Below are 17,662 nucleotides of genomic sequence, written 5' to 3'. Positions count from 1 at the left end.
CCGCAGCCGGCAATGTGCTTCTGTGCGCCATCCAGCCGCACTTGGCAGGCGGCATGAGCCATATCCAGCCCCTCCGGCGTTTGAGGAGCGGGGTCCGGGGCGGAGCCCCGGGAGCGGTGGCGTGCAGGCGGCCCCGGAGCCATGGCTGACTGTCTCTCAGATGTCTGGCAGTGCGGCGTATGGGTGGAGCGGCGGATTCCGCCCATCATGCGGCCATGACACCAAACCTGACGCGCCGTCACCTCTTGGGTCTCGGCGCCCTGCAGACCGCCGCCGCGCTCGGCTTCACGCGGATCGGCCTGGACTCCGCCACCGCCGCCGAGCCGGGCGCAGCCCACTACGCGCCGGCCATCGTCGTCGGCTCCGGCTACGGCGCCGCCGTCGCCGCGCTGCGCCTCGGCCAGGCGGGCATCCGTACCGTCGTCCTCGAGATGGGCCGGCTCTGGGACACCGCCGGGCCCGACGGCAAGGTCTTCCCCTCCACCTCCGCCCCCGACCACCGCTCCATGTGGTTCCGCACCCGCACCGAGGCCCCGCTCGCGCAGTTCCTCTGGCTCGACGTGGTCAACCGCGACATCAGCCCGTACCCCGGCGTCCTCGACCGGGTGAACTACGGAGACATGTCCGTGTACGTGGGGCGGGGGGTGGGCGGAGGATCGCTCGTCAACGGGGGCATGGCCCCGACGCCCCGGCGGTCGTACTTCTCCGAGGTGCTGCCCGGGGTCGACGCCGACGAGATGTACGGCACCTACTACCCCCGCGCCCGCGCCATGCTCGGGGTCAACGACATCGACCCGGCCTGGTTCGAGTCCACCGAGTGGTACCGCTTCGCCCGGGTCTCCCGCAAGCACGCCCACAACACCGGCCTGAAGACCGTGTTCGTCCCCAACGTCTACGACTTCGGCTACATGAAGCGGGAGGCGGCCGGCACCGCCACCAGGTCGGCCCTGGCCGGAGAGGTCATCTACGGCAACAACCACGGCAAGAAGAGCGTCGACAAGACCTACCTCGCCGCCGCCATCGGCACGGGCAACGTCACCATCGAGACCATGCAGCGCGTGGTCGGCGTACGGCAGGACCCCGCCGGGGGCTACGTGCTCACCGTGCGGACCAGCGACGTGAGCGGGCGGGTCACCCAGGTCCGCGAACTCGGCTGCCGGCGGCTCTTCCTGGGCGCGGGCAGCCTCGGCACCACCGAGATCCTGCTGCGCGCCCGCGAGACGGGGACGCTGCCCGCGCTCAGCGACCGGGTCGGGCTCGGCTGGGGCCCCAACGGCAACGTCATGACTGCCCGCGCCAACCACCTGTGGGACACGGTCGGCGCCCACCAGGCCACCATGCCCGCCCTGGGCATCGACGACTGGGACAACGCCGCGAACCCGGTCTTCGCGGAGATCGCCCCGCTCCCCATGGGCATCGAGCACTGGATCTCGATGTACCTGGCCATCACCAAGAACCGCGAGCGCGGGCACTTCACGTACGACGCGGCCACCGACTCGGCCCGGCTCAACTGGCGGCGGGACCAGAACGCGCCCTCCGTCAACGCGGCGAAGAACCTCTTCGACCGCATCAACCGGCGCAATTTCACCATCTACCGGTACGACCTGTTCGGCGGCAACAAGCCCTTCGCCGACAACTTCACCTACCACCCGCTCGGCGGCTGCGTCCTCGGCGAGGCGACCGACCTCTACGGCCGGGCCAAGGGCCACCAGGGGCTGTACGTGGTCGACAGCTCCCTGGTCCCCGGCTCGCTCGGCGTGAACCCGTTCGTGACCGTCACCGCCCTCGCCGAGCGGAACATGGCCCGGATCCTCGTCGAGGACTAGATCCGGCCGGCCCCGGCCCCCGGCCCCGGCTACCGGCCCCGGCCGACTCCGGCTAACCCCGGTACAGGGCTTCGATCTCGTCCGCGAAATCCTTCGCGACCACATTCCGCTTGAGCTTCAGCGAAGGCGTGATGTGGCCCGACTCCTCCGTGAACTGGGAGGGCAGAATGCGGAATTTCCGCACCGATTCCGCCTTGGACACCGCCGCGTTGCCGTCGTCGACGGCCTTCTGGACGGCGGCGTTGAGTTCCGCGTCGTCGCGCAGCTCCGCCGCCGTCACACCGGCAGGCTTGCCGTTCTCCGCGGCCCACCGGCCGAGGAACTCCTCGTCGATGGTGACCAGCGCGGCCACGAACGGCCGCCCGTCGCCGACGACCATGCACTCCGCGACCAGCGCGTGCGCCCGGATCCGGTCCTCGATCACGGCGGGTGCGACGTTCTTGCCGCCCGCGGTGACGATGAGCTCCTTCTTGCGCCCGGTGATCGTGAGGTAGCCGTCCTCGTCGAGGGTGCCGACGTCGCCGGTGTGGAACCAGCCGTCGGTGAGCGCCTCGGCGGTGGCCGTCTCGTTCTTCCAGTAGCCGGTGAAGATCTGCTCGCCGTGCAGCAGCACCTCGCCGTCGTCCGCGATGCGCACGACGGAGCCCGGCATGGGCTGGCCGACCGTACCGATCTTCTGCTTGTCCCACGGGTTGAAGGTCGTCGCCGCACAGGACTCGGTCAGGCCGTAGCCCTCCAGCACGGTGAAGCCGATGCCGCGGAAGAAGTGCCCGAGGCGCTCGCCCAGCGGCGCGCCGCCGGAGATCGCGTACTCGCCGCGCCCGCCGAGGACCGCGTGCAGCTTGCTGTAGACGAGCTTGGTGAAGACCTTGTGCTTGAGCTTCAGGCCGAAGGACGGCCCGCGGGGGGTGTCGAGCGCCCGGCTGTAGGCGATCGCCGTCTCGGCCGCCGCGTCGAAGATCTTGCCCTTGCCGTCGGCCTGCGCCTTGGCGCGCGCCGAGTTGTAGACCTTCTCGAAGACGCGCGGCACACCGAGGATCAGGGTGGGCCGGAAGGACTGCAGCTCGTCGGTCAGGTTTTTGATGTCCGGTACGCAGCCCAGCCGGATCGGCGCCAGCACGGCGGCCACCTCGACCAGGCGGCCGAAGACGTGCGCCGCCGGGAGGAACAGCAGGACCGAGCACTCGCCGGTCTTGAACAGCGGCTTCAGCCGCTCCACGGCGTTGCCGCACTCCGCGAAGAAGTTGCGGTGGCTGAGCACGCAGCCCTTGGGGCGGCCGGTGGTGCCCGAGGTGTAGACGATGGTGGCCGGATCGTCGGCGCACGCCAGGCTGCTGCGCTCGTCGACCTCGGCGTCGGTGATGCCGGCGCCCGCGCTCTTCAGCGTCTCCAGGGCGCCCTGCTCGATCTGCCAGACGTCGCGCAGGTCCGGCAGCCGGTCGCGCAGCGAGGTGACGGCCGCGGCGTGCCCGGGGCTCTCGACGACCGCGGCGACGGCGCCGGAGTCGCCGAGGATCCACTGGATCTGCTCGGGGGAGCTGGTCTCGTACACCGGGACGGTGACGCCGCCCGCGGTCCAGATCGCGAAGTCGATCAGCACCCACTCGTAGCGGGTGCGGGAGATCAGGGCGACCCGGTCACCGGGGCGGATGCCCGCGGCGATCAGGCCCTTGGCCGCGGACCGGACCTCGGCCAGGAACTCGGTCGCGGTCACGTCCTGCCACCGGCCGTCCACCTTGCGGCTCATGACGGCGGTGTCGGGATGCTGCGCGGCGTTGCGGCGGATGAGATCCGTCAGGTTCCCGTCCGACGGGACCTCGTACAGGGCCGGAAGGCTGAACTCGCGCAAGACTGCTGCTCCTCTGGGCGCCATCGCCACCATGTGGACCGACCGGACGTTACCCACCGGTAGTGGGTTCCGGATAGAGGGAACCGGCCAGATGTTCCCTGCGTCACACGACACGGCCTTTTCCTGCCGACACTAGTCGACCCCCTCGGCGACTCGGAAGTAACCGCAGGTCCGGCTGCATCCGGCACCCCCGCTACCCCACGGCCGCCCCGCCGCCCTAGGGTGGCCGCTATGGGCGGCAGCATGCGGGGCGGGACGTGGGGCACGAGCGGATCGAGCCGTGCCGGGCTCCGTTCCGGATCCCGTACCCGGGTCCACGTCGTGAGCGACGTGCACGGCAACACCGAGGCCCTCGCCAGGGCGGGGGACGGCGCGGACGCGCTGATCTGCCTCGGGGACCTCGTGCTCTTCCTCGACTACGCCGACCACTCGCGGGGGATCTTCCCCGACCTGTTCGGCGTCGAGAACGCCGACCGGATCGTCGAGCTGCGCACCGCGCGCCGCTTCGCCGAGGCCCACGCCCTCGGACGGCAGCTGTGGGCCGGGCTGGACCGCGAGCGGCTGATCGAGGAGGCCGTGCGCCGCCAGTACGCGCAGATGTTCGCCGCCTTCCCCAGCCCCACCTACGCCACCTACGGCAACGTCGACATCCCCACCCTGTGGCCGGAGTACGCCGACCGCCCCGGCCTGACCGTCCTCGACGGGCAGCGCGCGGAGATCGGCGGCCGGGTCTTCGGCTTCGTCGGGGGCGGCCTGCCCTCGCCGATGCGCACCCCGTACGAAGTGGACGTCGAGGAGTACGCCGCCAAGGTGGAGGCGCTGGGCGAGGTCGACGTCCTGTGCTCGCACATCCCCCCGGAAGTGCCGGAGCTCTGCTACGACACGGTCGCCCGCCGCTTCGAACGCGGCAGCGAGGCCCTGCTCGCCGCGATCCGGCGCACCCGCCCCCGGTACGCCCTCTTCGGCCACGTCCACCAGCCGCTCGCCCGGCGGATGCGGATCGGGAGCACGGAGTGCGTGAACGTCGGGCACTTCGCGGCGACCGGGAGGCCCTGGGCCCTGGAGTGGTGAGCTCCGCACGCACGGTAGCCTTCGAGCGGCGGCCGGAGGCCGCACACTTCCTCGAATTACTCCACGGAGGAGCGACTGCGATGGCGGAACACACCAGCTCAAGCATCACGATCGAGGCTGCGCCGGCCGACGTGATGGCCGTGATCGCAGACTTCGCCCGTTACCCGGAGTGGACCGGTGAGGTGAAGGAGGCCGAAGTACTGGCCTCCGGCGCCGACGGCCGCGCCGAAAAGGTGCGGCTGCTGCTCGACGCGGGCGCGATCAAGGACGACCACACCCTCTCCTACACCTGGAAGGGCGAGAACGAGGTCGCCTGGACCCTGGACAAGTCGCAGATGCTGCGCCAGCTGGACGGCTCGTACCGGCTGGCCCCGCTGGACGGCGGCAAGCGCACCGAGGTCACCTACCAGCTGACCGTGGACGTCAAGATCCCCATGCTCGGCATGATCAAGCGCAAGGCCGAGAAGGTCATCATCGACCGCGCCCTGGCCGGCCTGAAGAAGCGCGTGGAATCGACCGGCTGAGGCCCGACACCGTGCACACCTTGCTGATCACCGGCCCTGGCGGGGCCGGGCGGACCACCGTGGCCGCGGCCACCGCCCTCGCCGCGGCCCGGCAGGGGCGGCGGGTGCTGCTGCTCTCCGGCGACGTCGGGGACCCCCTCGCCGCCCTGACCGGGGAACCGGTGGGCGAGCCCGCCGAGGCCGCGCCCGGCCTGACCGCCGTACCGGTGGCCGGCGGGATCCGGGTGGCCCGGGTGGACTCCGGCGAGGAGTTCCGCGAGGAGCTCGTCGCCCTCCAGGAGCGCGGATCCGCCCTCCTCGGGATGCTCGGAGCCCGGCCGCTGGGCGCCGAGGAACTCACCGAACTGCCCGGCGCCGAGCAGTTCGCGCTGCTGCGCGCGCTGCGGCGGGCCGCCGCGGCACCCGGGTGCGACCTCGTCGTCGTCGACCTGCCCCCGCTCCACCAGGCCCTGGCCACCCTTGCCCTCCCCGCCCAGCTGCGCCGCTACCTCGCCCGGCTGCTCCCCGCCGAGCGGCAGGCCGCCCGCGCCCTGCGGCCCGTACTGGCCCAGCTGGCCGGCGTGCCCATGCCCGCGCAGTGGCTGTACGAGGCCGCCGCCCGGTGGGACGAGGAGCTGGCCGCCGTCCAGGAGGTCATGGAGGCCGCCACCACCGAGGTCCGGCTGGTCGCCGAACCGGGACCGGCCGCCGCCGACGCGATCCGGGCGGGGCGCCTCGGGCTCGCCCTCCAGCAGCTGCCCGTCGCCGCCGTCGTCGCCAACCGCCTGCTGCCCGAGCACTCCGCCGACCCCTGGCTCGCCGGACTCGCCGCCCAGCAGGAGAAGTGCGCCTCCGCATGGGCCGGTGACCTGCCCGTGGTCCGGCTCGGCCACCTCGGCCGGGACCCGCGCGGCCCGCAGGACCTGGAACTGCTCGCCGCCGCCGGCGGGCTCGTCCCCGAGCGGCCCGCACCCCGCCGGGCCTGGGCGGTCGAGGACCGGCTCGCCGAGGACGGGGTGCTCGTCTGGGCGGTCCCGCTGCCCGGCGCGCACAAGCGCGAGCTCGACCTGATCCGCCGGGGCGACGAGCTGCTGCTCACCGTGGGCCCGTACCGCAGGATCGTTCCGCTGCCCGCGGCGCTGCGCCGCTGCACCGTCTCGGGCGCCGCCCTCGCCGACGGCGGCCTGCGCATCCGCTTCACCCCGGACCCCGGACTCTGGCCCCGCACACCCTGAACCGCGTACCGCCGTTCGGGTACCGTCGAAGGTAGCCAGTACCGCACGCACCGCAGCCGCCGCAGGAGAGTCCGCCATGAGCGAGGCCACCGACCGCCCCACCGACGACGCCTGGGCCAAGGCCTGCGCCGAGGACCTCGCCGCAGAGAAGGAGCGCCTGCGCGGACAAGGCGGGACGGGGGGCCAGGGCACCGGGACCGCCGCCGAGGAGCTGTTCAAGCTCTTCGAGGCCGTCGCCGACAAGGTCTCCGGGCTGAACAACCCCCTCATCGGCAGCGCGGCCCAGGGCGCCGTGCGCCAGTTCGTCAACCAGGCGAAGACCGCCGCCAAGCCCGTCATCGAGCGCAACCCCGAGGTCTTCGACCACCTCGCGGCCGCCGGATCCGAGCTGCTCGCCGCCTACCGCTCCGCCGTCGAGGGCCACGAACGCCGCTGGACACAGGGCGAGCCCCCGGCTCCCCGGCAGGCGCCCGGCGAGCGCGATCCCCGTGACGAGGGCCCCGACGACGGCCCGGCCGAGCGGATCGATCTCGACTGAACCCCCTCCGCCCTCGGGTACGGTGGGCCGTGGCGGGGTTTGACCGGAAACCGAGGGACTAATGGGACTCACCATCGGCGTCGACATCGGCGGCACGAAGATCGCGGCCGGCGTGGTCGACGAAGAGGGCACCATCCTTGAGACGTACAAGGTGCCCACCCCGCCGACCGCGGACGGAGTGACGGAGGCGATCTGCGCCGCCGTCTCCGAAGTCAGCAGCAACCACACCATCGACGCCGTCGGCATCGGCGCCGCGGGCTACGTGGACGACAAGCGCGCCACCGTGCTCTTCGCCCCGAACATCAACTGGCGGCACGAGCCGCTCAAGGACAAGGTCGAGCAGCGCATCGGCCTGCCCGTCGTCGTCGAGAACGACGCGAACTGCGCCGCCTGGGGCGAGTACCGCTTCGGCGCCGGCCAGGGCCACGACGACGTCATCTGCATCACGCTCGGCACCGGCCTCGGCGGCGGCATCATCATCGGCAACAAGCTGCGGCGCGGGCGCTTCGGCGTCGCCGCCGAATTCGGCCACATCCGGGTCGTCCCCGACGGCCTGCTGTGCGGATGCGGCAGCCAGGGCTGCTGGGAGCAGTACGCCTCCGGGCGCGCGCTCGTCCGGTACGCGAAGCAGCGCGCCAACGCCACCCCCGAGAACGCGACGGTCCTGCTCTCGCTCGGCGACGGCACCCCCGACGGCATCGAGGGCAAGCACATCAGCCAGGCCGCGCGGCAGGGCGACCTGGTGGCGATCGACGCCTTCCGCGAGCTGGCCCGCTGGGCCGGCGCGGGCCTGGCCGACCTCGCCTCGCTCTTCGACCCGTCGGCGTTCATCGTCGGCGGCGGGGTCTCCGACGAGGGCGACCTCGTCCTCGACCCGATCCGCAAGTCCTTCAAGCGCTGGCTGGTCGGCGGGGCCTGGCGTCCGCACGCGCAGGTGCTGGCCGCCCAACTGGGCGGCAAGGCCGGGCTCGTGGGCGCGGCCGACCTGGCGCGCCAGGGCTGATCCGCCCTCCTCGTTCGTGACCGCCCGCCGCGCCCCTTGGGGGAGCGGCGGGCGCCGTCATATCTTGCGGGGCATGGACCAGCTGCCGAAGTCCCGTACGGAGCCCGACGGTTCTGCCGTGATCCGGGTGCTCAGCTACAACATCCGCTCGCTGCGCGACGACGAGGAGGCGCTCGCCCGGGTCATCCGGGCCTGCACGCCGGACCTCGTGTTCGTCCAGGAGGCGCCGCGGTTCTTCCGCTGGCGCAAACACGCGGCGAGGCTGGCCGCGAAATGCGACCTGGTCGTGCTGGGCGGGGGTGCGACGGCGGCCGGGCCGCTGCTGATGTGCTCGCTGCGGGTCTTCGTGGAGCGGACGCAGGACGTGCTGCTGCCGCGCACCCCCGGCCTGCACCGGCGGGGCCTCGCGACGGCGGTGGTCCGGATCGGCGGCGCCCGGGCGGGCCTGGTCTGCGCGCACCTGTCCCTGGACCGGGCCGAGCGCCGGGACCAGGCGGGTCTGCTCCTGGAGCGGCTGGCCGGGCTGGACACCCCGTACGGGATCGTCGCGGGCGACGTGAACGAGGGCCCGGACGGGGCGGCCTTCGGGGCGCTCGCGGAGACCTTGCGGGACTGCTGGTCGGTGGCCCCGTGGGGCGGCGAGCGGACCTTCCCGGCGGGGGCGCCGGACCGGCGGATCGACGCGGTCTTCGCGACGGGGGGTGTGGAGGTGCTGGCCTGCGGTGTCCCTGCGGGACTGGCGGGGGTGAGCGCGGCGGACCTGACGGCGGCCACGGACCACCTACCGGTCCTGGCCACCCTTCGCCTCCCGGCTGGGGCGCCGTTGCCGGGGGCTCTGCCCCCGGACCCCCGCGCCTCAAACGCCGGCGAGGCTTGATTCGGCTGATGCCGCACTCGAACGCTGACGCCGGCAAAATCCAGCCCCGCCGGCGTTTGAGGCGCGGGGTCTGGGGCGGAGCCCCAGGGGCCTGGGCGTAGCCATGGGCATGGTCGTGGCCAGGCCGCCGGGGTCTGGGGCGGAGCCCCGGTGGCGGGCCCGGGTTAGACCACGGCGCCGCGGCCGGGGTCGTCGTCTTCGTCGTCGCCCTGGGCCATCCGCGCGACCAGCGTCGCGAAGCCGCCCAGGAAGCCGCCGATGCCCAGCGTCGTCAGCCACCAGGTCATCTCCCACTGCAACAGCACCGCCAGGAGCAGCAGCACCGGACCGCCGACGACCGCCAGCCAGGCGAACTTCGACGTGGTGTCCGCCTCCGGCAGCTCCGGCTCCGGCGGGACGAAGTGGCCCTCGTCCGCCGGCTCCGCCAGCGAGTGGTCGCGCGGGCCCGGGCCGATGCCCGCGCCGACGCCCGGGGCGAAGACCACCGAGCTGCCCAGCGCCGCGGGCGGCTCGGGCTCCGGCTCGGACGCGGCCTTCGGCTTCGGCTCCGGTTCGGGCGCGGCCTTGGCTTCCGGCGCGGCCCCGGCCCCGGGCTCCGGCCCCGGCGGCAGCGGCTTCACGTCCTCCTCCGGCAGCAGAAGGTTCTCGATCGGCTTGAACGGCCGGGCCCCCGGCGGGTCCGGCGGCTCCTGCCCGTACCCGGCGACGATCGCCGCCCACGCCGCTTCCTCGTCCAGCGGCGGAACCCCGCCCGACTGCTCCTCGTGCTCAGCCACCCGCCTGCGCCCCCTCCCTGCCCACGCTCTCCGCCAGTCGGCCGACGAACGCATAGCTGTCCGCGAAGATCCGCTCCGCGTCATGGTCCAACGTCGCGACGTGGTAGCTCTGTTCCAGCAGGGTCTCGGTGACATCGGTGGACGAGATCCGCGCCAGGATCCGCGCCGAGTCCACCGGCGGTACGACGTGGTCCTGCGGGCTGTGCAGCAGCAGCACGGGCTGCGTGACCTGCGGCAGCTCGGTGTCCACCAGCTTGAAGAGCTTGCGCAGCGAGTGCGCGGCCCGCGTCGGGACCCGGTCGTAGCCGACCTCCTCCGAGCCCGGTTTCGCGATGTCGCTCGCGATGCCCGGCGTCGAGCGGATGAAGTGCTGGGCCACCGGGAGGGCGAAGGCCATCGGATCGTGGACCTTGTTGGCCGGGTTGACCAGGACGATGCCGCTGATGGCGTCCCCGTGCTTGGCCGCCAGCCGCAGGGTCAGCGCACCGCCCATCGACAGACCGAAGACGAAGACCTGCTCGCACCGGTCCAGCAGCTCCCGCAGCGCGCGGTCCACCTCGGCGTACCAGTCCTGCCAGCCCGTGAGCTGCATGTCCTGCCAGCGCGTGCCGTGCCCGGGGAGCAGGGGCAGCGACACCGTGAGCCCTCGCGCGGCCAGGTACTCGGCCCAGGGGCGCAGCGACTGCGGGGAACCGGTGAAGCCGTGGCAGAGGAGGACGCCGACCTCTCCGCCCTCGTGGCGGAACGGCTCGGCTCCAGGGAGGACGGGCACCAGGGTCTCCTTGATCATGATGTACATCAGGTGGGTGCGTTGCTCTGTGTGACTTCACCGTACGCGACCGGGGTGGCACCGACCAGGGCCGTCGGGCCGCTGCCGGGAGAGCCACGGGATATGGTCTGTTCGACAGACACAGGAAGGCTTTCGAGTTGATCTACGGCGCAATGAAGTTCTCCATCGGCGGTTCACTGAAGCTCGCCTTCAGGCCGTGGGTGGAGGGCCTCGAGAACATTCCCGCGGAGGGGCCGGCGATCCTCGCGAGCAACCACCTGTCCTTCTCCGACTCCTTCTTCCTCCCGGCCGTGCTGGACCGGAAGGTCACCTTCATCGCGAAGGCGGAGTACTTCACCTCCCCGGGCGTCAAGGGCAAGCTGACGGCCGCCTTCTTCAAGGGCGTCGGCCAGCTCCCGGTGGACCGCTCCGGTGCGCGCGGGGCCGGCGAGGCCGCCATCAAGAGCGGCGTCGAGGTCATCGAACGCGGGGAGCTGTTCGGTATCTACCCCGAGGGGACGCGTTCACCCGACGGACGGCTGTACCGCGGCAAGCCCGGCGGCCTGGCCCGCGTGGCCCTGGCCACCGGCGCCCCCGTGATCCCGGTGGCGATGATCGACACCGAGAAGATCCAGCCGCCCGGCAAGGTGGTCCCCAAGCTGATGCGGCCGGGCATCCGGATCGGCAAGCCGCTGGACTTCAGCCGCTACCACGGCATGGACGGCGACCGCTTCATCCTCCGCTCGGTGACCGACGAGGTCATGTACGAGATCATGAAGCTTTCCGGCCAGGAGTACGTGGACATCTACGCGACGGCGGCCAAGCGCCAGATCGCCGACGCCGAGAAGGCCGCCGCCAAGGCCGAGAAGGCGGACAAGGCGGACAAGGCCGAGAAGGCCGAGAAGGCCGAGAAGGCCGACAAGGCGGAAAAGGCCGACGGCAAGGCGGAGTAGCGACGGGCGTACCGCCCGCGGGGGGTGGGGGAGATGGCGAAACGCGAACGCGTCGTACGCATGTCGGTCGAGCAGCCGCTTTGGCGCGCCCTGACCGCCTACCGGCTGCTGACCATGGTCTACGCCGTGGGGCTCTTCGTCGCCGCGTACCGGCGCTTCGACCGCCCCTGGATCGCGGCCGGCTACCTCGCCGTGCTCGTGGTCTGGACCCTGGCCACGCACGGCAAGGTGGCCAACGCCGCCAGCTGCACCAAGCGGTTCCTCGGCATCGACCTGACGGTCGCCCTCGTCGGGATCCTGCTCACCCCGCTCGCCGACACCCAGGAGCGGATCGCGGCCGGCGGTCCCACCCTGCCCACGATCTGGACGGCCGGCGCGGTCCTCGCCTTCGCCATCAAGGGCGGCTGGCGCTGGGCGTGCGTGGCCTCCACCTTCGTGGCCGCGGCCAACGTCGTCATCCACAGCGGCCAGCCCACCCGGGACACCCTGCACAACGTCCTGCTGGTGTGGGTCGCCTCGGTGGCCATCGGCTATGTCGTCGAGGTGGCCCGGGCCAGTGAGGCCACCCTCGCCCGCGCCCTGGAGATCGAGGCGGCCACCCGCGAGCGCGAGCGCCTCGCCCGCGACATCCACGACGGGGTCCTCCAGGTCCTCGCCATGGTCCAGCGGCGCGGCACCGAACTGGGCGGCGAGGCCGCCGAGCTGGGCCGGATGGCCGGGGAGCAGGAGGTGGCGCTGCGCACGCTGGTCAGCAGCGGGCTGGTGCAGCCCTCCCGGATCTCCAGCGACGGGTCGCGGGGCGCGCTGGTGGACGCGTACGAGGTCGAGGAGCCGGGCGCGGACGAGGGCGAGTTGGACGTGCGGACGCTGCTGGCCCCGCACGCCGGGTGCCGGGTGAGCTTCGCCGAGCCGGGCGCCCCGGTGCCGCTGCCGGTGCCCGCGGCGAAGGAGCTGGCCGCGGCCGTCGGCGCCGCCCTGGACAACGTGCGCAGGCACGCCGGGGAGGGGGCCAGCGCCTGGATCCTGCTCGAGGACTGGGGCGACGAGGTGATCGTGACCGTCCGGGACGACGGCCCGGGCATCGCGGCGGGCCGGCTCGACCAGGCGGAGGGCGAGGGCCGGATGGGAGTGGCCCTGTCCATCCGGGGCCGGCTGCGTGACCTCGGCGGCAGCGCCGAGCTGGTGTCCGTCCCCGGGCAGGGCACCGAGGTGGAACTGAAAGTACCGAGGGGGAGGACCCAGTGAGCGAGCTGAACGAGATCAAGGTGATGGTCGTCGACGACCATCCGATGTGGCGGGACGCGGTCGCCCGCGACCTGGCCGCCGCGGGCTTCGACCTGGTGGCCACCGCCGGCGACGGCCCCGAGGCGGTGCGCCGGGCCCGCGCCGTCACCCCCCACGTCCTGGTCCTCGACCTCAACCTCCCCGGCATGCCCGGGGTCCAGGTCTGCAAGGAGCTGGTGGGGGCCAACCCAGCGCTGCGGGTGCTGGTCCTGTCGGCGAGCGGGGAGCACGCGGACGTGCTGGAGGCGGTGAAGTCCGGGGCCACCGGCTACCTGCTGAAGTCCGCCGGTGCCCAGGAGCTGATCGACGCGGTCCGCCGGACGGCGGCCGGCGACCCGGTGTTCACGCCGGGCCTGGCCGGGCTGGTGCTCGGCGAGTACCGGCGCCTCGCCACCGACCCGGCGCCGGCCGCCTCCGACGAGGTGAAGGCGCCGCAGCTGACCGACCGGGAGACCGAGGTGCTGCGGCTGGTGGCCAAGGGGCTCTCGTACAAGCAGATCGCGGAACGGCTGGTCATCTCCCACCGCACGGTCCAGAACCACGTGCAGAACACCCTGGGCAAGCTCCAGCTGCACAACCGGGTCGAGCTCGTCCGGTACGCGATCGAGCGGGGCCTCGACGACGTGTAGCCGGTGGCGTCGGTCGTACTTATGTCCTCGTACGAGTGAACGGGTGTACGCAACGCCCCGTGATTCCGCCCGAATTGACTCTTCCAGATCTCTCGTTGTGACCTGGGTCACCACTAGCGTGGCCGTCATGGCGAAGGGAGATTCCATGAAGGTCGGAGTGCTGACCGGCGGCGGTGACTGCCCCGGGCTCAACGCGGTGATCAGGGCCGTCGTGCGCAAGGGCGAGCAGGAGTACGGATACGGGTTCATCGGGTTCAAGGACGGCTGGCGGGGCGCGGTCGAAGGGGCCACGGTCCCGCTCGACATCCCCGCCGTCCGCGGGATCCTGCCCCGCGGCGGCACCATCCTCGGCTCCTCGCGCACCAACCCGTTCAAGACGGAGAACGGCATCCGCGGCATCAAGGACAACCTCGCCAAGTACGAGGTGGACGCCCTGATCGCGATCGGCGGCGAGGACACCCTCGGGGTCGCGGCCAAGCTGTACGAGGAGTACGGCATCCCGTGCGTCGGCGTGCCGAAGACGATCGACAACGACCTGTCGGCGACGGACTACACCTTCGGCTTCGACACCGCCGTCGGCATCGCGACCGAGGCCATCGACCGGCTGCACACCACGGCCGAGTCGCACATGCGGGTCCTGGTCGTCGAGGTGATGGGCCGGCACGCCGGTTGGATCGCCCTGCACTCGGGCCTCGCGGGCGGCGCCAACGTCATCCTCATCCCGGAGCAGCGCTTCGACGTCGACCAGGTGTGCGCCTGGGTGACCTCCCGGTTCAAGGCGAGTTACGCGCCGATCGTGGTGGTCGCGGAGGGGGCGATGCCCACGGACGGGGAGATGGTCCTCAAGGACGCCACCACGGACTCCTTCGGCCACGTCCGCCTGTCGGGCGTCGGCGAGTGGCTGGCCAAGGAGATCGAGGCGCGGACCGGGAAGGAGGCCCGTACGACGGTGCTCGGGCACATCCAGCGCGGCGGTACGCCGAGTGCCTTCGACCGCTGGCTGGCGACCCGCTTCGGACTGCACGCGATCGACGCGGTGCGCGACGGGGACTTCGGCAAGATGGTCGCGCTGAAGGGCACGGACATCGTGCGGGTGCCCATCGCCGAGGCCACGGCGAAGCTGAAGACGGTGGATCCGGCGCTGTACCGGGAGGTCGGGGTCTTCTTCGGCTGAGCGCGGCGGGCGCCGAAGCGGCGAGCGGCAACACGGACCCATGGGTCGTATGGTGACAAACGACCCATGGGTACGAGGTACGGGAGCCGGCGTGGAGATCCTGGCATTCGGTGTGACGGCCGACGAGAAGCCGCTTCTGGAGCGTGCCTTCGCGGGGCAGCACGAGGTGCGCTGTCTGGAGGTCTTCATGACCGAGGACACCGCGCCCATCGCGGCCGGCTACGAGATCGTCTCCTCCAGCGTGAACGCGGACCTGAACGGCCGGGTGCTGCGGACCCTCGCGGCGGGCGGGACGAAGATGATCGCCCAGCGCTCCACCGGCTTCAACAACATCGACCTGGGCGTGGCCCGGCAGCTGGGCATGAGCGTCAGCCGGGTCTCCTACTACTCCCCGTACTCGGTGGCCGAGTTCGCGTGGGCCCTGGCGATGGCCGTGAACCGGCGGATCGTCCGGGCCTCGAACCGGACCCGGGACTTCGACTTCCGGCTGAACGGGCTGATGGGCCGGGACATGCGCGGCCGTACGGTCGGCGTGCTCGGCACCGGCAAGATCGGCGAGGCGTTCACCCGGATCGCGCACGGCTTCGGGATGAACCTGCTGGGCTGGGACGTCGTACAGAACCCGGCCTGCGTGGAGCTCGGCATGAAGTACGTGGACAAGGGCGAGCTGCTCGCCTCCGCGGACCTGATCAGCCTGCACGTGCCGCTGCTGGACTCCACCCACCACATCATCGACTCGGCGGCGCTGCGGCTGATGCGGGACGACGCGATCCTGGTGAACTCCAGCCGCGGCGGGCTGGTGGACGCGGACGCGCTGGTCTCGGAGCTCAGGGCGGGCAGGTTCGCGGGCGTCGGCCTCGACGTGTACGAGGCCGAGGCCGGGGTGTTCTTCCTGGACAAGTCCCTGGAGGCCGTCGAGGACGACACCCTGGCCCGGCTCGTCACGTTCCCGAACGTGGTGGTGACCTCGCACCAGGCGTACTACACGACCGACGCGGTGGGCCAAATCATCGACACCACCGTCGCCAACGTCGCCGACTACCTGGCCGGCCGCCGCTCCGAGAACACCCTGGTCCCCGACTGACGCTCCGCCGCCGCGGCTATGCCGGGGCGGTGGTCATCACGCCGGCCAGCAGTTCGCGCAGCAGATCCGCGCCCCGCAGGGTCAGCACCGACTCCGGGTGGAACTGCACCCCCGCGAAGCCGCCGCCGAAGCCGCCGCCGACGGCGCGGACCGCGTGGACCTCCCCGGTCACCGGATCGCGGGACACCTCGACGCCCGCCTGCGCCAGCCGGTCCGCGCCGGCGTCGTCGCAGTGCGCCGTGTACGTGTTGTAGAAGCCGACCACCTCCTCGGCCCCGAACAGGTCGATGCGGGTCTGCGCGCCCTGCGCCGGCTCCGCCTTGCGGACCAGCGGGAGGCCCAGCTCGGCCGCCAGCAGCTCGTGCCCCAGGCAGACTCCGACCAGGCCGTGGCGGTGGCCCGCCAGCAGCTCCGCCGCCAGTTCGCGCAGCATCCGCATCTTGGGGTCGGCCGCGTCCGCCGGGTTCCCCGGGCCCGGGCCCAGCACGACCGGGCCCTCCCAGGCCAGGGCCGCCGGCCGCAGCCCCGGATCGTCGTAGCGGCGTACGGTCACCGCCAGCCCGGCCACCCGAAGGACGTGCGCCAGCATCGCGGTGAAGGTGTCCTCGCCGTCCACCACCAGCGCGTGGCCGGCCGGCGCGGCCGGCTGCTCCTGCATCCGCAGCCAGAAGGGGGCCAGGTCCGCCCGCCGGGCCGCCAGGGCCGCCCGCACCCGGGGATCGTCGGCCAGCCGGAGCCCCTCGAAGGCCGGGCGGGGCGCCGCGGGCCGCACCCCGAGCGCCGCCAGCACCCCGGCGGCCTTCGCGTGGGTCTCCGCGACCTCGCCCGCCGGATCGGAGTGCCGCACGAGGGTGGCGCCGACCGGCACCCGCAGCCCGCCCTCCCGGTCGATGTCGGCGGTGCGGATCAGGATGGGGGAGTCGAGGGTCTGCGCGCCCGCCGGGTCCAGGCCCAGCAGGGCCAGCGCCCCCGCGTAGTAGCCGCGGCCCCCGGCCTCGTACCGCTCGATGACCCGGCAGGCGTTCTGCACCGGCGAGCCGGTCACCGTCGCGGCGAACATGGTCTCCCGGAGCACCTCCCGCACGTCCAGCGAGGACCGGCCGCGCAGCTCGTACTCGGTGTGCGCGAGGTGGGACATCTCCTTCAGCCGCGGCCCGACGACGACCCCGCCCATGTCGCCCACGGTGCACATCATCTTGAGCTCCTCGTCGACCACCATCGACAGCTCCTCGGTCTCCTTGCGGTCGCCGAGGAAGGCGAGGAGCGACTGCGCCGTGGGGCCTTCGGCGGGATACCGGTAGGTGCCGCTGATCGGGTTCATCACGACGGTCCCCCCGGACATCCGCACGTGGACCTCGGGGCTGGCCCCGACCAGGGTGCGCTCCCCGGTGTGCACGACGTACGTCCAGTACGCGCCGCGCTCGCCCTCCAGGAGCCGCCGGAACAGGGCCAGGGCGTCGGCGCGGCCGAAGCCCTCGATCCGGCCCCCGTAGGTGCGCCGGATGACGAAGTTCGCGCCCTCCCCGCGGCCGATCTCGTCCTCGATGACCCGCTCGACCGTGGCCGCGTACTCCTCGTCGGGAATGTCGAAGCCGCCCCCGTCGACCCGTACGGCGTGCGCGGGCAGCGCGGCCAGCGCCTCGGCGAGGGGGATCTCGTACGCCTCCTCGGCGGCCAGCACGCTCAGCGGCGTGCCGTCGTCGCGTACGTCGAACCCGCGCTCGCGGATCTGCCGGAAGGGGACCAGGGCGAGGGTGGGCAGCTCGCGGACGGGCAGGTCGGCGAGGCGCGCGGCCTCGTGGACCGGGCCGATCAGCACCTCGACGGTGTCGTGGTCGCGGCCGGGGGTCCGCCGGCGCAGCAGGGCGAACGGCGGGCAGGAGTCGTCGAGCAGTCGGCTGAGATTCATTCGGAGCGGCGTCCTTCCGGTGGGAGGAGCGGCCCCTGGCCCGCGCACAACGCGGAAGGCCGCCCCTCGGGGCGGCCTTCGCGTCGGTCGTGTCGTTTCTACGTACGCGCGAGGAGTGGGCCGCCGGAAGCGGGCCACCACCAGTTCAGGTTCGTGTGCGCGTACATGCAGCGCACCTTAGC

16 protein-coding genes are annotated in these 17,662 nt (G+C 72.5%); 12 read left to right on the top strand and 4 right to left on the bottom strand.

All coding sequences use genetic code 11. From position 1 onward, the window contains the following. Nucleotides 1-215 precede the first annotated feature (215 nt). The gene (locus tag ACFWP3_RS29380) at nucleotides 216-1,826 is read left to right on the top strand and encodes a GMC oxidoreductase (protein WP_384226892.1); all 1,611 of its coding nucleotides are present in this window, start codon (nucleotides 216-218) and stop codon (nucleotides 1,824-1,826) included. Between the two features lie 52 nt (nucleotides 1,827-1,878). On the opposite strand, the gene ACFWP3_RS29375 is transcribed toward ACFWP3_RS29380, so the two are convergent. Beyond that, nucleotides 1,879-3,675, bottom strand: coding sequence for an AMP-dependent synthetase/ligase (locus ACFWP3_RS29375; protein WP_384226889.1), 1,797 nt, complete (start codon nucleotides 3,673-3,675; stop codon nucleotides 1,879-1,881). 243 nt (nucleotides 3,676-3,918) lie between these two features. On the opposite strand from ACFWP3_RS29375, the gene ACFWP3_RS29370 reads away from it, so the two are divergent. The 6 genes from ACFWP3_RS29370 to ACFWP3_RS29345 all read left to right on the top strand — a co-directional run bounded on the left by ACFWP3_RS29370 (nucleotide 3,919) and on the right by ACFWP3_RS29345 (nucleotide 8,902). Continuing rightward, nucleotides 3,919-4,746: a metallophosphoesterase gene (locus ACFWP3_RS29370; protein WP_384226923.1), complete on the top strand. Its 828-nt coding sequence runs from the start codon at nucleotides 3,919-3,921 to the stop codon at nucleotides 4,744-4,746. Nucleotides 4,747-4,826: 80 nt separating this feature from the next. Next, nucleotides 4,827-5,270, top strand: coding sequence for an SRPBCC family protein (locus tag ACFWP3_RS29365; RefSeq protein WP_384226888.1), 444 nt, complete (start codon nucleotides 4,827-4,829; stop codon nucleotides 5,268-5,270). An 11-nt stretch (nucleotides 5,271-5,281) separates the two neighbouring features. Continuing rightward, on the top strand, nucleotides 5,282-6,484 hold the full coding sequence (locus ACFWP3_RS29360; protein WP_384226885.1) for an ArsA family ATPase: 1,203 nt from the start codon (nucleotides 5,282-5,284) through the stop codon (nucleotides 6,482-6,484). 76 nt (nucleotides 6,485-6,560) lie between these two features. Further along, nucleotides 6,561-7,022 carry a DUF5304 domain-containing protein gene (locus ACFWP3_RS29355; protein WP_384226883.1) on the top strand — a complete coding sequence of 154 codons (462 nt, stop codon included), beginning with the start codon at nucleotides 6,561-6,563 and terminating at the stop codon, nucleotides 7,020-7,022. Between the two features lie 61 nt (nucleotides 7,023-7,083). Further along, nucleotides 7,084-8,025, top strand: a complete 942-nt coding sequence (locus tag ACFWP3_RS29350; RefSeq protein ID WP_384226880.1) for an ROK family glucokinase — start codon at nucleotides 7,084-7,086, stop codon at nucleotides 8,023-8,025. A gap of 73 nt (nucleotides 8,026-8,098) precedes the next feature. Next, complete coding sequence (locus tag ACFWP3_RS29345) at nucleotides 8,099-8,902, top strand: endonuclease/exonuclease/phosphatase family protein (RefSeq protein WP_384226878.1); 804 nt, start codon at nucleotides 8,099-8,101, stop codon at nucleotides 8,900-8,902. A gap of 164 nt (nucleotides 8,903-9,066) precedes the next feature. Here the strand turns inward: ACFWP3_RS29345 and ACFWP3_RS29340 are convergent, their stop codons facing one another. After that, entirely contained in the window at nucleotides 9,067-9,678 is a 612-nt protein-coding gene (locus ACFWP3_RS29340) for a hypothetical protein (protein ID WP_384226876.1), read from the bottom strand. Next, the gene (locus tag ACFWP3_RS29335; protein WP_384226921.1) at nucleotides 9,671-10,450 is read right to left on the bottom strand and encodes an alpha/beta hydrolase; all 780 of its coding nucleotides are present in this window, start codon (nucleotides 10,448-10,450) and stop codon (nucleotides 9,671-9,673) included. Before ACFWP3_RS29335 ends, ACFWP3_RS29340 begins: the two co-directional genes overlap by 8 nt. A 170-nt stretch (nucleotides 10,451-10,620) precedes the next feature. On the opposite strand from ACFWP3_RS29335, the gene ACFWP3_RS29330 reads away from it, so the two are divergent. The 5 genes from ACFWP3_RS29330 (at nucleotide 10,621) to ACFWP3_RS29310 (ending at nucleotide 15,571) form a co-directional block, all read left to right on the top strand. Further along, nucleotides 10,621-11,400: a lysophospholipid acyltransferase family protein gene (locus tag ACFWP3_RS29330; RefSeq protein WP_384226919.1), complete on the top strand. Its 780-nt coding sequence runs from the start codon at nucleotides 10,621-10,623 to the stop codon at nucleotides 11,398-11,400. A gap of 33 nt (nucleotides 11,401-11,433) precedes the next feature. After that, the gene (macS, locus tag ACFWP3_RS29325; RefSeq protein ID WP_384226873.1) at nucleotides 11,434-12,645 is read left to right on the top strand and encodes a MacS family sensor histidine kinase; all 1,212 of its coding nucleotides are present in this window, start codon (nucleotides 11,434-11,436) and stop codon (nucleotides 12,643-12,645) included. Nucleotides 12,646-12,668: 23 nt separating this feature from the next. Next, nucleotides 12,669-13,313, top strand: coding sequence for a response regulator (locus ACFWP3_RS29320; RefSeq protein ID WP_384226916.1), 645 nt, complete (start codon nucleotides 12,669-12,671; stop codon nucleotides 13,311-13,313). A 145-nt stretch (nucleotides 13,314-13,458) separates the two neighbouring features. Continuing rightward, nucleotides 13,459-14,487, top strand: coding sequence for a 6-phosphofructokinase (locus ACFWP3_RS29315; RefSeq protein ID WP_384226914.1), 1,029 nt, complete (start codon nucleotides 13,459-13,461; stop codon nucleotides 14,485-14,487). Between the two features lie 91 nt (nucleotides 14,488-14,578). Continuing rightward, the gene (locus tag ACFWP3_RS29310) at nucleotides 14,579-15,571 is read left to right on the top strand and encodes a 2-hydroxyacid dehydrogenase (RefSeq protein WP_384226871.1); all 993 of its coding nucleotides are present in this window, start codon (nucleotides 14,579-14,581) and stop codon (nucleotides 15,569-15,571) included. A 16-nt stretch (nucleotides 15,572-15,587) separates the two neighbouring features. On the opposite strand, the gene ACFWP3_RS29305 is transcribed toward ACFWP3_RS29310, so the two are convergent. After that, nucleotides 15,588-17,480 carry an anthranilate synthase family protein gene (locus ACFWP3_RS29305; protein WP_384226868.1) on the bottom strand — a complete coding sequence of 631 codons (1,893 nt, stop codon included), beginning with the start codon at nucleotides 17,478-17,480 and terminating at the stop codon, nucleotides 15,588-15,590. Nucleotides 17,481-17,662: the final 182 nt, after the last annotated feature.

The sequence above is a fragment of the Streptomyces sp. NPDC058525 genome, from assembly GCF_042719495.1.
In the GTDB taxonomy this organism is placed as follows: Bacteria; Actinomycetota; Actinomycetes; order Streptomycetales; family Streptomycetaceae; genus Streptomyces.
Note: the sequence above shows the minus strand (reverse complement) of the source record. Positions and strands in the feature narration are given on the sequence as shown.